This is a genomic window from Streptomyces sp. NPDC006711, from assembly GCF_042869775.1.
Classification (GTDB): domain Bacteria; phylum Actinomycetota; class Actinomycetes; order Streptomycetales; family Streptomycetaceae; genus Streptomyces.
In genome coordinates this window covers 747,131-758,800 of the sequence record NZ_JBIAGO010000001.1, presented here as the reverse complement: position 1 = coordinate 758,800, position 11,670 = coordinate 747,131, and the positions used below count along the sequence as shown (strand labels likewise).

Annotated in this window: 11 protein-coding genes; 6 read left to right on the top strand and 5 right to left on the bottom strand. The window is 70.3% G+C overall.

Annotation, left to right across the window (positions count from 1 at the left end; genetic code table 11):
• Nucleotides 1-227 precede the first annotated feature (227 nt).
• Nucleotides 228-914, bottom strand: a complete 687-nt coding sequence (locus tag ACFYM2_RS03325; RefSeq protein ID WP_388832873.1) for a rhomboid-like protein — start codon at nucleotides 912-914, stop codon at nucleotides 228-230.
• A gap of 109 nt (nucleotides 915-1,023) precedes the next feature.
• Between ACFYM2_RS03325 and ACFYM2_RS03320 the strand changes: the two genes are divergently transcribed.
• The 3 genes from ACFYM2_RS03320 to ACFYM2_RS03310 all read left to right on the top strand — a co-directional run bounded on the left by ACFYM2_RS03320 (nucleotide 1,024) and on the right by ACFYM2_RS03310 (nucleotide 4,171).
• On the top strand, nucleotides 1,024-1,707 hold the full coding sequence (locus tag ACFYM2_RS03320) for a FadR/GntR family transcriptional regulator (RefSeq protein ID WP_358997914.1): 684 nt from the start codon (nucleotides 1,024-1,026) through the stop codon (nucleotides 1,705-1,707).
• A gap of 134 nt (nucleotides 1,708-1,841) precedes the next feature.
• A complete protein-coding gene (locus ACFYM2_RS03315) occupies nucleotides 1,842-3,119 on the top strand; it encodes a CynX/NimT family MFS transporter (RefSeq protein ID WP_388832871.1) in 1,278 nt (425 codons plus the stop codon).
• A gap of 266 nt (nucleotides 3,120-3,385) precedes the next feature.
• Nucleotides 3,386-4,171, top strand: a complete 786-nt coding sequence (locus tag ACFYM2_RS03310; protein WP_388832868.1) for a hypothetical protein — start codon at nucleotides 3,386-3,388, stop codon at nucleotides 4,169-4,171.
• A gap of 128 nt (nucleotides 4,172-4,299) precedes the next feature.
• Here the strand turns inward: ACFYM2_RS03310 and ACFYM2_RS03305 are convergent, their stop codons facing one another.
• From ACFYM2_RS03305 to ACFYM2_RS03290, 4 genes are read right to left on the bottom strand one after another with little or no spacing between them, the layout of a single operon-like run.
• Nucleotides 4,300-5,019 carry an ABC transporter permease gene (locus ACFYM2_RS03305; RefSeq protein ID WP_388832865.1) on the bottom strand — a complete coding sequence of 240 codons (720 nt, stop codon included), beginning with the start codon at nucleotides 5,017-5,019 and terminating at the stop codon, nucleotides 4,300-4,302.
• A gap of 28 nt (nucleotides 5,020-5,047) precedes the next feature.
• Nucleotides 5,048-5,959 carry an ABC transporter ATP-binding protein gene (locus ACFYM2_RS03300; protein WP_358997902.1) on the bottom strand — a complete coding sequence of 304 codons (912 nt, stop codon included), beginning with the start codon at nucleotides 5,957-5,959 and terminating at the stop codon, nucleotides 5,048-5,050.
• Nucleotides 5,956-6,843 carry an ABC transporter permease subunit gene (locus tag ACFYM2_RS03295; protein WP_388832862.1) on the bottom strand — a complete coding sequence of 296 codons (888 nt, stop codon included), beginning with the start codon at nucleotides 6,841-6,843 and terminating at the stop codon, nucleotides 5,956-5,958. Before ACFYM2_RS03295 ends, ACFYM2_RS03300 begins: the two co-directional genes overlap by 4 nt.
• Nucleotides 6,833-7,885 carry an ABC transporter ATP-binding protein gene (locus ACFYM2_RS03290; protein WP_358997896.1) on the bottom strand — a complete coding sequence of 351 codons (1,053 nt, stop codon included), beginning with the start codon at nucleotides 7,883-7,885 and terminating at the stop codon, nucleotides 6,833-6,835. The genes ACFYM2_RS03295 and ACFYM2_RS03290 overlap by 11 nt, the downstream gene beginning before the upstream one ends.
• 224 nt (nucleotides 7,886-8,109) lie before the next feature.
• On the opposite strand from ACFYM2_RS03290, the gene ACFYM2_RS03285 reads away from it, so the two are divergent.
• The 3 genes from ACFYM2_RS03285 to ACFYM2_RS03275 are packed head-to-tail and all read left to right on the top strand — an operon-like array spanning nucleotide 8,110 to nucleotide 11,659.
• On the top strand, nucleotides 8,110-8,958 hold the full coding sequence (locus tag ACFYM2_RS03285) for a M24 family metallopeptidase (RefSeq protein WP_358997893.1): 849 nt from the start codon (nucleotides 8,110-8,112) through the stop codon (nucleotides 8,956-8,958).
• Complete coding sequence (locus ACFYM2_RS03280; protein ID WP_388832859.1) at nucleotides 8,955-10,730, top strand: SDR family oxidoreductase; 1,776 nt, start codon at nucleotides 8,955-8,957, stop codon at nucleotides 10,728-10,730. Before ACFYM2_RS03285 ends, ACFYM2_RS03280 begins: the two co-directional genes overlap by 4 nt.
• Nucleotides 10,727-11,659 (top strand): metal-dependent hydrolase, encoded by a 933-nt coding sequence (locus ACFYM2_RS03275; protein ID WP_358997890.1) that lies wholly within the window; start codon nucleotides 10,727-10,729, stop codon nucleotides 11,657-11,659. Before ACFYM2_RS03280 ends, ACFYM2_RS03275 begins: the two co-directional genes overlap by 4 nt.
• Nucleotides 11,660-11,670: the final 11 nt, after the last annotated feature.

Here is an 11,670-nt window from a genome sequence, read left to right as displayed (position 1 = left end):
GCCCCTTACCCGTCGCCTCCGTACGTTAGTCAGGGGCGGCCTCGCGCGGACGCGCGCTCGAAGCGGCCGCCCCTGTGCGGCCGCGCACGGACGGCCGGCCGGAGTCGTCGGTGCTGCTCCGGTGCCTGTCCCGCGCCACCCGCGCCCAGGAGCACGGGACCGAGTCATGCGGTCGTCGTCGTGCTCCTCCCCCGTGGGGCGGGCCGCGCGTCACGTGTGCGGCTGCGTCAACTACTGTGCCCGGCACGGTCGTTGGCCGCCACTGGTTTTCCCGGCGCCGCGTCCCTGGTGAGCGGCCAGCAGGCGAAGCCGATGGCGAGCGCGGTCACATGGCCGAGGTCGGTGAACGTGCCGCCGGTGGCGAGCGGAACGCCGAAGAAGGCGAGCACCCCCGCCAGATAGAACCAGCGCCAAGGCCGCGGCAGCCGGTAGACGAGGATGCCCGCCGACGCGGCGAGGCCGTAACTGACCCCGATGTCCACCACATGGGACATGGCGTGCGCCAGGCGCTTGGGCAGATGCTGGTTCTGGATCGACCACAGGACGTACTCCTGGCTGATCAGGGTCGCCACCACATGCCCGATACCGACCGTGCACAGCCAGCGCAGCGTTCCGAGCCAGCGCTCCACCGTGCCGTGGATCACCTCGAACATCACCAGGTAGAGCAGGAGCGAGGACGGGTTCTCGATCCAGAAGGCGCTGGTGAAGAGGGACTGCACGGGGTGCTTGGTCAGCTCGTGGATGTTGCTGCTGTTGCGGTGCAGCAGGAAGCGCTCCAGTTCCCGGGTGGAGAGCTGGATGACCAGGCTGGTGATGGCGATGGACAGCAGCCAGATGTGCGTGCCGGGCGTGGAGCGCAGCCAGGCGCGGATCGGCCGCGAGGGCTCGGCGTCCCGGTGGAGCAGGGTCGTCATCCCTCGATGATGGCGCCTGACCCTGAGGAAGGGATGAAAGGCCATGCCGGGGCAGTTGTAGGATGACCAGTTGTAGGATGACTGGGCAACCGGGGGAATGGAGTACGGCATGGCTCTTCGTACGGCGGGACGGCAGTCCCTCGTGGACACCGTGGTCGACCAGCTGCGGGCCCAGCTGACCAGCGGCGACTGGGCGGTGGACGACCGCATCCCGACCGAGCACGAGCTCGCCGAGCAGCTGGGGGTCGGCCGCAACACCGTCCGCGAGGCGGTACGCGTCCTGGTCCACGCCGGGCTGCTCGAATCCCGCCAGGGCAACGGCACCTTCGTACGCTCCACCGCCGATCCCGCCGCGGTCCTCCAGCAGATCCGCGCCGCCGACGCCCTTGACGTCCTGGAACTCCGCGTCGCATTGGAGGCCGAGGCCGCCCGGCTCGCCGCCGAACGCCGGGACACGAGCGACATGGTGGCCCTGCGCGGCGTCCTGCGAACCCTGCGCGAACACGGCGACCGGGCCGCCGACGCCGACATGGCCTTCCACATGAGCGTGGTCCAGGCCACCCACAACGCGGCGTTCATCGAGGTGTACCGGTTCTTCTCGACGCAGGTGCACGAGAGTCTGGTCACCTCGCTGCGCGACGAGGAGATGCCCCCGATCGACCTGGACACCCATGAGGCGCTGGTCGACGCGATCGAGAGCGGCGACCCGGCCGCCGCGGAACACGCCGTACGCGAACTGCTGCGCAAGCCGCTGGAGGCGGTACGGGCGGTGACGGCCCGCCACGGCGGCTGAGCGCGGACTCGGGGCCGCTTGGGGCCCCGAGTCCGCGCCGGGGACCGGGACCGTCCGGGACCGCCCGGCACGGAGGCGAACCACGCGATGCGGACGAAGCCCCCCGCAAGAAGACACGAAGAAAGGTGCTTGTTTTGTCACGCCCGGATACTGACCGCCTGCTGTTGCCCGACGCCGAGGCCGATGTACGGCCCTCGCCCCAGGGCCTGGCCGCACGGCGGGCACTGCTCGCGCATCCGGTGGTGCTGCTGATCGGAATCGTGCTGGCCTCGGTCAACATGCGGGCCGCACTGGCCAGCGTGTCGCCCCTGGTGGGCGAGATCAGTCAGTCGTTCGGGCTCTCCTCGACGGCGAGCAGCCTCGTGACCTCGGTGCCCGTGCTCTTCCTGGGCCTCGGCGCGCTGGTGGCGCCCTGGCTCGCCCGGCGCTTCGGCAGCGAGCCGGTGCTGCTGTTCGCGCTGCTGCTGCTGGCCGTCGGCATCGTGGTGCGGGTGGCGCCGTCGGCGGTGGCGCTGTACGGGGGAGGCGTGCTGGTCGGCACGGCGATAGCCCTGCTCAACGTGCTGATGCCCGGTCTGATCAAGCGGGACTTCCCGGACCGGGCCGCGTCCATGACGTCGGTCTACACCGGCGCGATGATCGCGGGCGCGACGCTGGTGGCGGCGTCCTCGGTCCCGCTGGAGAAGGCGTTCGGCGGCAGCTGGGAGGCGTCGCTCGCGGTGTGGTCACTCCTCGCGGTCCTCGCGGCGGTGGCCTGGTTGCCGCAGGTCCTGATCGCCCGGGGCCGTACGGGACACGAGGTGCGGGCCGCCGCTCCCGCGGGCTCGGCGTCCGGCGCCGACAAGAGCGTGTGGCGCTCGGCCCTCGCCTGGCAGGTCACCCTCTTCATGGGGCTCCAGTCGCTGTGGTCGTACGTCCTGATCGCCTGGATGCCGACGATCTTCACGGACCACGGAATGAGCCGTTCCACGGCTGGTGTGATCTTCGCGTTCAACAACCTCATCCAGGTGGCCGGCGCGTTCGGCGTACCGCTCCTCGCGGGCCGGATACGAAGCCAGCGTCCGCTGATCGTGCTGGTCACCTCGCTGGTGGCCGCCGGTTACGCGGGGCTGATGGCCGCCCCGGTGAGCGGCGCGTGGCTGTGGTCGGGTGTGCTCGGCATCGGCCAGGGCGGCGCGGTGGGTCTGGCCCTCACGCTGATCGTGCTGCGCTCGGGCGACGCGCGGACGGCGGCCCGGCTGTCCGGCATGGCCCAGACGGTCGGCTACCTCCTGGCGGCCGCGGGGCCCATCGCCGCCGGCGCGGTCCACGAGGCCACCGGTGGCTGGACGGTTCCGATCGCGCTCGTCCTCGGCGTGTGTGCGGCCGCCCTGACGGTGGGCCTCTTCGCGGCCCGGGACCGCACGGTCTGACGAGGTTCAGCCGCCCTGGCGAAACGTTCGTTCCCAACAGGTGTTCCCCGGACGCGTGACCTGTACGAATGTCCGCTCGTTGTCCCCTGTGCGTGGAGGCAACTGGGGTTAGTGGCGTCGTACCTTTCGTGAAGTCGGGGATTGCCGGTCGCGGTATGAGGACCGGTCATTGAGTCAGTGGCGTAGATGAGCGGACCTCCACCCCTGAAGCCCGGGGTTGGGGCCGTCCCTTGTCCTGCACGACGACCATGAACGGAAGGCCGACCATGCCGTCCGAAGTCGCTCTACTCGAATCGCGCACGCTGCGCGCCGACCATCTGGGGCGTGTCGACGTCCTGGAGAAGGTCAAAGCATTGCAGTTGCTACCTGATGGGCTGCATGTCACCACGGAGGGCGTAGCCCAGTACTTCGCTGTCCACAAGCAGGCTGTGCACAGTGTGGTCAAGCGCCATCGCGAGGAACTGACCGCCAACGGAATGACCCTGTTTAGCGGGGATGACCTGCGTCTCGATGACGTGGCCAAAACGGCCACGTCATCCGACCGCGCCCGCGGAAGTTATCCACAGGGCCGCTCCCACTTGCGGGTCTTCACCCGCCGGACCGTCCTCAACATAGCCATGCTCCTTCGCGACAGCGAAGTGGCGCGGTGCGTGCGGACCTACCTCCTCGACACCGAGGAGACCACCCGGACCGTCATCGCGAACGACCCCCGCCACGACGGTCTGGAACTGCGGGTCACCCGCCTGGAGAGCTCCATGGCCCAGATCGGGCCCGCGCTCCAGGAGCTCGGTCCGGTGCTCGGCCGGATGTCGGCGCGGCTGGACTCGCTGGACCACCGGATGGCCGCGATGGACCACCGCATGGAGGCGATGGACCGCCGCCTGGACGCCGTGGACCGGCGTGTCGCATCCGTGGACCGGCGGCTCGACGCGACCAACCGCGTCGTCGGCGCCATGAGCGTGCGGCTCATGGACCTCACCGAGGACGTCGCCGACATCCAGCGGCGTCTGCCCCGGCCCCCGCACCCGCGTCGCAAACGCCGCAGGCAGTAGGGACGTCGAGACGGCCGGCCGGGAGGACCACACCGGTCCCCCGGCCGGACCGGGCCATCGCGCACAACGGGCGGTGCCCGGCGACGTGGTGACGTCGCCGGGCACCGACCCCGTCCGGGAAACCCCCGTCACTCCTCCCCGGCCAGCTTCAGGGTGCGCAGCTTCTGACCCGCGTACCAGGTGGCCAGGCCGGTCACGCCCACCAGCAGGATCATCGCGAGCGGCAGCCCCACCTCGGAGGAGATCACACCGTTCTCGCCGATCCGCTGGGCCAGCGCGAGCGACCACTGCTGCACGCTCAGCGTGCGCGCGCCCGGCACGAGGCTGCCGAAGAGCGCCTCCCAGACCAGCGCGTACACCAGGCCGAAGACCACGGCGTGCCGGGTGACGGTGCCGAGCAGCAGGAAGACCGCGGCGTACGCGATGGACGCGACCAGGGCCGCGACGGTGTAGGCGACGGCGATCTGCTGGCCGTTGCCGTTCAGGATGAATCCGGCGATCAGCGTCGGAATGGCGGAGAACGCCATCGTGACCGCGATCGCGACGATCAGCTTGGTGACGATGATCGTGGACCGCTTCACGGGCTTGGCGAGCAGATACACGATCGAGCCGTCGTCGATCTCCGGCCCGATCGCGCCCGTGCCGGCGATGACACCGATCAGCGGCACCATGGTGGCCAGCGCGAAGTTGCCGAGGAGGTCGGCGGCGACCTGGTCGTCGGCGCCGCTGAAGGACCGTACGGCCGCCGAGATCACGATCAGCAGCGCGGGCAGGACGAAGAGAATGGCGGCCCGGCGGCGGCCGAGCAGGGCCCGGTAGGTGAGCCGGGCGACGGTCGGGTTGTACATGGGAACGTCCGCTCCTTTCTGGAGGCGCTCAGGCCGCGACGAGGTAGGAGAAGACGGACTCGAGGGATTCGTCCGACGGCGAGACCGTCAGCAGCCGGATGCCGTTCGCCTGGGCCACCTGGGGGAGCAGGGTGGTGAACCGGCCGAAGTCCACGGCCTGTACCCGCAGCGCGCCCTCCTTGAGGTCCACCTCGATCCCGGCGGTCGAGGGGTCCGCGATCAGCGCCGCCGCCAGCGCGCGGTCGTCGCTCGAGCGGATCAGATAGCGGTGCGGGCGGTCCGTCATCAGGCGGCGGATCTTGCGGAAGTCGCCACTGGCGGCGTGCCGTCCGGCCACGATGACCTCGATGTGCGAAGCCAGTTGCTCGACCTCTTCCAGGATGTGCGAGGAGAACAGCACCGTGCGTCCCTCGGCTCCCATCCGCCGCAGCAGATCCATCAGTTGCATGCGCTGTCGCGGGTCCATGCCGTTGAACGGCTCGTCGAGCAGCAGCACCGAGGGGTCGTGGACGAGGGCGGAGGCCATCTTGACGCGCTGGCGCATGCCCTTGCTGTAGGTCTGGATCTTGCGGTCCTGGGCGTACTCCATCTCGACGGTGGCCAGCGCGCGGCCGGCCTCCCGTGCGCCCAGGCCGTGCAACTCGGCGTTGGCGACGACGAATTCGCGGCCCGTGAGGAAGTCGTACATGGCTTCCCGCTCGGGGACGATCCCGATCTTCCGGTAGACGGATTCGTTGCGCCAGATCTTCTCGCCGTCGAGCGTGACCGCACCCGTGGAGGGGGCGAGGAAGCCGCCCATCATGTTGATGAGGGTGGACTTTCCCGCGCCGTTGGGGCCGAGCAGCCCGGTGACACCCGGCCCGATCGTCATCGTGACGTCGTTGACCGCCACCACGTTGCCGAACCAGCGCGAGGTGTGGTCGATGTCGATGGTGGTCACAGCCCCACCTTCCGGTAGCGGCGCATCAGGACGGCGTACGAGCCGTAGATCAGCGCGAGGACGACGAGCAGGTAGACCACTCCGGCACCGGAGCCCGGTCCGTGGCCGCCGGGGAAGGAGGAACTGGCACCCAGGAACGCGGTTCCCACGCCGTCGATGAGCGTGATGGGGGAGAACAGCCCGAGCCACTTGATCACACCCACCGAGTCCTGGCTCATCGCGATGCCCTGGACCGCGGAGACCGCCGCGAAGGAGACGGTCAGGACGGCGATGACGGCGGCGACACCGAAGCCCCGGCGCGGTGTCAGGGCGGCGATGACCAGGCCGAGCCCGGCGAAGAGGAGGGAGAGCAGTGCCACGGAGACCAGCCCCTGGGCGAGCCCCTTGGTCTGGTCCGCGAAGTCGAGTTTGGCGAGCAGAGCGCCGACATAGAGGATCGCCAGCGGCGCGCCCGTGATGATGAACAGGGCCGACGCCATGGCGGCGAACTTGGCCAGGACGTAGTCCACGCGCTCGATCGGCCGCGAGAAGTACAGCGGGACCGTCTTGAAGCGCAGGTCGCGCGACACGCTCTGGGGTGCCTGGGCCGCGACGAACAGACCGATGACGGCCTGGAGGAAGATCGCGTACCGCGTGTACGCCACCGGGAGGTCGTTGGCCTTGGTGGCGACGGCGACCGCGACCATGATGCCGGCGGGCAGGCACATCACCGCGAAGAGCAGCATCGGAAGGATCTTGGACTTGGCGCTGCGGCCGAGCCCGTAGGCCCCGCGCAGTGACTGCGAGAAGAGCGAGCGGCGGGCGTAGGCCCGGCCGAGGCGCGGCCCGTCGTAGTCGCGGTAGCCGATGTTGTGGATCTGGGTCTGGGCGCTGTCAGTTGCCATCGTGGCCGCCTCCCTTCTGCTCGGCGCCCGCCGCGGTGGCTGCCCACGCGGCGGCGCGTTCGGGGACCGGCTCCCGCGCCGGGGTCTGGAAGACCTCGGCGATGTGGTGACGGCGCTGTTCCATCCGTACGAGACCGAGACCGAGGCGGGCCACGGTGGCGGTGACGGTGTCGTAGGTGTCCTCGCCCGCCGCCTCCACCAGCAGGATGTGACCGGCGCCCGGCAGTCCGTCCTCGACGCCGGCGTGCAGCGTGAGGCCGGCCGCGGCCAGGGCCTCGCGCACCGCCTCCGTGCCGTCGGGGTGGGTGTCGGAGTCGGTGACCTCGACCGCGAGCGTGGTGGTGGTCTGGGTGAAGTCGCTGGTGGAGGAGGAGCGGAGCAGCGTCCCGCCGTCGATGACGACGACGTGGTCGCAGGTGCGCTCCAGCTCGCCCAACAGGTGTGAGGTGACCAGGACCGAGATGCCGAAGTCGGTGTGGATGCGGCGGATCAGGCCCAGCATCTCGTCGCGGCCCACCGGGTCGAGACCGTTGGTCGGCTCGTCCAGCAGGACAAGCTGGGGGTCGTGGACGAGCGCCTGGGCGAGCTTGACCCGCTGCTTCATGCCCGTCGAGTAACCGCCGATGGGGCGGTAGCGCTCCTCGTAGAGGCCGACGTGGCGCAGGGTGTCCGCGGTGCGCTCGCGGGCGGCGGTGGCCGGCAGGCCGGACATGCGCGCCATGTGCACGACGAACTCGGTGGCCGAGACGTCGGGTGGCAGGCAGTCGTGCTCCGGCATGTAGCCCACCCGCTCACGGATGGCACCGCCGCTGGTGGCGACGTCCAGGCCGAGGACGGCGGCGGTGCCCTCCGTGGCGGGTGAGAGACCAAGAAGAATCTTGATCAACGTGGACTTGCCGGCTCCGTTGGCGCCCACCAGCCCGGTCACTCCGGGGCCGATGTCCAAGGAGAGCCGGTCAAGCGCGGTCACCCGGGGGAACCGCTTGCTCAGGCTTTCGGTCACGATCACAGTCACGTCATCGACGGTAGTGGCGCGCGCCACACGGATCGTCAGCCCAGACGGCTGGATCCATGTCCGACTCCAGAGGTACGGCCCCGTAGGGGTCCTTGTACGTAAGGCTGAGAGGGTCACCGCCCCGGGGGACGCGGTTGTCCACAACCGGCCCGTTGTCCACAGGCCGACGCGACACCCTTGACGCAGCCGCCGGGCATTGTCACATTCATCAGTGTCAAGTTACGCACGCGTAGGGCGACAGGGGTGGACGGATGCCAGCGGCAGCGCGGATCGGAGCCAAGGCTCGGCTCAGCGGGTTCAGACACGTGCAGCGCCTCGCGTACGAGTGCGCGGAGGCGGTCGCCGCCCAGCTCAAGCCGGGGGTGACGGAGCGGGAGGCGGCCCGTATGCAGCGGGACTGGCTGCGTGAACGGGGTGTGCGGGACTGGTTCCACCTGCCGTTCGCCTGGTTCGGCGACCGCACGGCGTTCACCGGTTTCCGCGTGCCGCTCCAGTTCTTCCCCACCAACCGGCGCCTGGAGGCGGGGATGCCCTTCATCCTCGACATGGCCCCCGTCCACAACGGCTTCACCGCCGACATCGGCTATTCGGGCTGCCTCGGTCTCAACCCCGTGCACAACCGGCTGCTGGCCGATCTGGAGACGCACCGCGCGCTGATCCTGCGCGAGGTGCGCGAGAGGCGCCCGCTGCGTGAGATCTACGAGAGCGTGGACCGGCTCATGATCCGCCAGGGGTACGCCAACCGGCACCGCGCCTATCCGTTCGGCGTGATAGCGCACAAGATCGACCAGGTGAAGGAGCGCCGCTGGTCGCCCAGCGTGCTGGGGTTCGGCACCCAGGCGCTGAGGGGTCTGGCGAGCGACGTGCTGCACGGCCACCGGGACGGCTGGTCGCCCCTGTGGTCCCCCTACAAGTTCTCCGACCACCCGCCTCACCCCGGGCTGTGGGCGGTCGAGCCGCACCTGGGATTTCGGGGTACGGGCGCGAAGTTCGAGGAGATCCTGGTCGTCACCGACTCCCGGGACCCCGAGCAGAGCGCGTTCTGGCTGGACGACGATCTGCCGCATGTGCGGCGCTGGGCCGAGGAGAAGGTGGCGTGAGCGTGACGAACGGGCACATCGAAGGAGCGCGCGAGCGCTGGGTGCGGACCGGTGGCATAGAGCTGTGCGTGGCGGAACTGGGTGACGACACCCGGCCGACCGTGCTGCTCGTGCACGGCTACCCCGACAGCAAGGAGGTGTGGTCGGAGGTCGCCGTTCGGCTCGCCGAGCACTTCCACGTGGTGCTCTACGACGTACGCGGCCACGGCCGTTCCACGGCGCCGGCACCGCTGCGCGGCGGCTTCACCCTGGAGAAGCTGACGGATGACTTCCTGGCGGTCGCGGACGCGGTCAGCCCCGGCCGGCCGGTCCATCTGGTCGGCCACGACTGGGGGTCGGTGCAGGGCTGGGAGCTCGCCACGGTCAAGCGCACCGAGGGCCGGATCGCCTCCTTCACCTCGATGTCGGGGCCCTCCCTCGACCACTTCGGGCACTGGATCCACCAGCGCGTGAGCCGTCCGACCCCGCGCGCGGCGGCCCAACTCCTGGGCCAGGGAGCCAAGTCCTGGTATGTGTACATGCTGCACACCCCCGTTCTGCCCGAGCTCGCCTGGCGCGGCCCGCTGGGCAAGCACTGGCCCAAGATCCTCCAACGGGTCGAGAAGGTGCGCGCCGACGGCTACCCCACGGGTTCACTCCTGCAGGACGCGGCGCACGGCGCCTGGCTCTACCGCGACAACGTGCGCGCCCGGCTGCGCCGCCCCCGCCCGGACGCGTACGCCCATGTGCCCGTTCAGCTGATCACCCCGCTCGACGACGCGTTCCTCTCACCCACGCTCTCCGCCGGCCTAGAACACTGGGCGCCGCGACTGGTGCGCCGCACCCTCCCCGCCAAGCACTGGGTCCCCCGCACCCGCCCCGATCAACTGGCCTCCTGGATAACCGAGTTCGTCCGCGCCAACGAAGACGGCATACCGGCGCGGGACACCGTCGCGACGGGCCCGCACGCCGACCGGTTCGGCGGCCAGCTGGTCCTGGTCACCGGCGCCGCGAGCGGCATCGGCCGGGCCACCGCCTTCGCGTTCGCCGAGGCCGGGGCGCGGATCGTCGCCGTGGACCGGGACGCCGAGGGCGCGGCGCGGACCGCCGAGATGTCCCGGCTCATCGGGGCGCCCGAGGCCTGGGACGAGGCCGTCGACGTCAGCGACGAGCAGGCGATGGAGAAGCTGGGCGAGAAGGTGGCCCGTGAGTACGGCACCGTCGACGTCCTGGTCAACAACGCCGGGATCGGGCTCTCGGGCTCCTTCTTCGACACCACCGCCGACGACTGGCGCAAGGTCCTCGACGTCAACGTCTGGGGCGTCATCCACGGCTGCCGGATCTTCGGCAAGCAGATGGCCGAGCGCGGACAGGGCGGCCACATCGTCAACACCGCTTCCGCCGCCGCCTACCAGCCCTCCCGCGCGCTGCCCGCCTACAGCACCTCCAAGGCTGCGGTCCTGATGCTCAGCGAGTGCCTGCGCGCCGAACTGGCCGGACAAGGCATCGGTGTCTCCGCGATCTGCCCCGGCTTCGTCAACACCAACATCACCTCGACCGCGCGCTTCGCCGGCGCGGACGCCACTGAGGAGAAGCGCCTGCGGAAGAAGGCCTCTCGTCTGTACGGGATGCGCAACTTCCCGCCGGAGAAGGTGGCGTCGGCGATCCTGCGGGCCGTCGTGAAGAACCAGGCCGTGGTGCCGGTGACCCCCGAGGCTCGTGGCGCCCACCTCATGTCCCGCTTCGCGCCGAGGACGCTGCGCGCGATCGCCCGATTGGAGCCGCCGCTGTGAGCACCGACCGCCCGGACGCCGCCAAGGGCGCGGAGCGCCACCGGATATCCCCGCGCCGGGTCTCCTTCGACTGGGAGAGGACGCCGCTGCACTGGATACCGGACGAGCCCACCGCCACCCATGTGATCAATGTGCTGCACCTGCTGCTTCCGGCGGGCGAGCGCTGGTTCGTGAGGGTCTTCAAGGAAGCCCTGCCGCTGGTCACCGATCCCGTGCTGCTCCAGGACGTCAAGGGGTTCATGGGCCAGGAGGCGACACACAGCGTCCAACACGCCTACGTCCTGGACCACTTGGCCCACCAGCGGCTCGACACCGCTCCCTACACCCGGCATGTGGACTTCCTCTTCGAGAAGCTGCTCGGCGACGAGCCCCCGTTCGGCGCGCCGGTCACGGCCCGGGAGTGGCTGCGCTTCCGGCTCTCGCTGATCGCCGCCATAGAGCAGTTCACCGCCGTCCTCGGCACCTGGGTCCTGGACGCCGACGGCCTGGACCGGGCCGGCACCGACGCGGTCATGCTGGATCTGCTGCGCTGGCACGGCGCGGAGGAGGTCGAACACCGGTCGGTGGCCTTCGACATGTACCAGCACTGCGGGGGCGCGGGTCCGACCCGGTACGCCCGGCGCATCGAGGGGATGGCCGTCGTGGCCCCGGTCCTGCTGTGGCTGTGGACGTGGGGCGCCTTCTATCTGATCCGGCACGACCCCCAACTCGCCGGCCGTACGCGCTACTCGCTGCGCGAGCACAACCGGGCGGTACGCCGTGGCCTGCTGCCCACCTGGAAGGAGCTGGGCTCGGCCATACCCCGCTATGTGCGCCGGTCGTACCATCCCTCGCAGGAGGGCTCCCTGCGCAAGGCCGTCGAATACCTCGCGGCCTCGCCGGCGGCCCGCGCGGCGGCGGGCGCGGTGGGCCGCGCCGCCCTGGGGTAGAGGGAGTGGGT

What these genes read in the sequence shown, in the direction of transcription:
- ACFYM2_RS03310 (WP_388832868.1), top strand. Translation starts at nt 3,386, where the DNA reads ATGCCGTCCGAAGTCGCTCTACTCGAATCGCGCACGCTGCGCGCCGAC.
- ACFYM2_RS03305 (WP_388832865.1), bottom strand. Translation starts at nt 5,019, where the DNA reads ATGTACAACCCGACCGTCGCCCGGCTCACCTACCGGGCCCTGCTCGGC.
- ACFYM2_RS03320 (WP_358997914.1), top strand. Translation starts at nt 1,024, where the DNA reads ATGGCTCTTCGTACGGCGGGACGGCAGTCCCTCGTGGACACCGTGGTC.
- ACFYM2_RS03325 (WP_388832873.1), bottom strand. Translation starts at nt 914, where the DNA reads ATGACGACCCTGCTCCACCGGGACGCCGAGCCCTCGCGGCCGATCCGC.
- ACFYM2_RS03295 (WP_388832862.1), bottom strand. Translation starts at nt 6,843, where the DNA reads ATGGCAACTGACAGCGCCCAGACCCAGATCCACAACATCGGCTACCGC.
- ACFYM2_RS03285 (WP_358997893.1), top strand. Translation starts at nt 8,110, where the DNA reads ATGCCAGCGGCAGCGCGGATCGGAGCCAAGGCTCGGCTCAGCGGGTTC.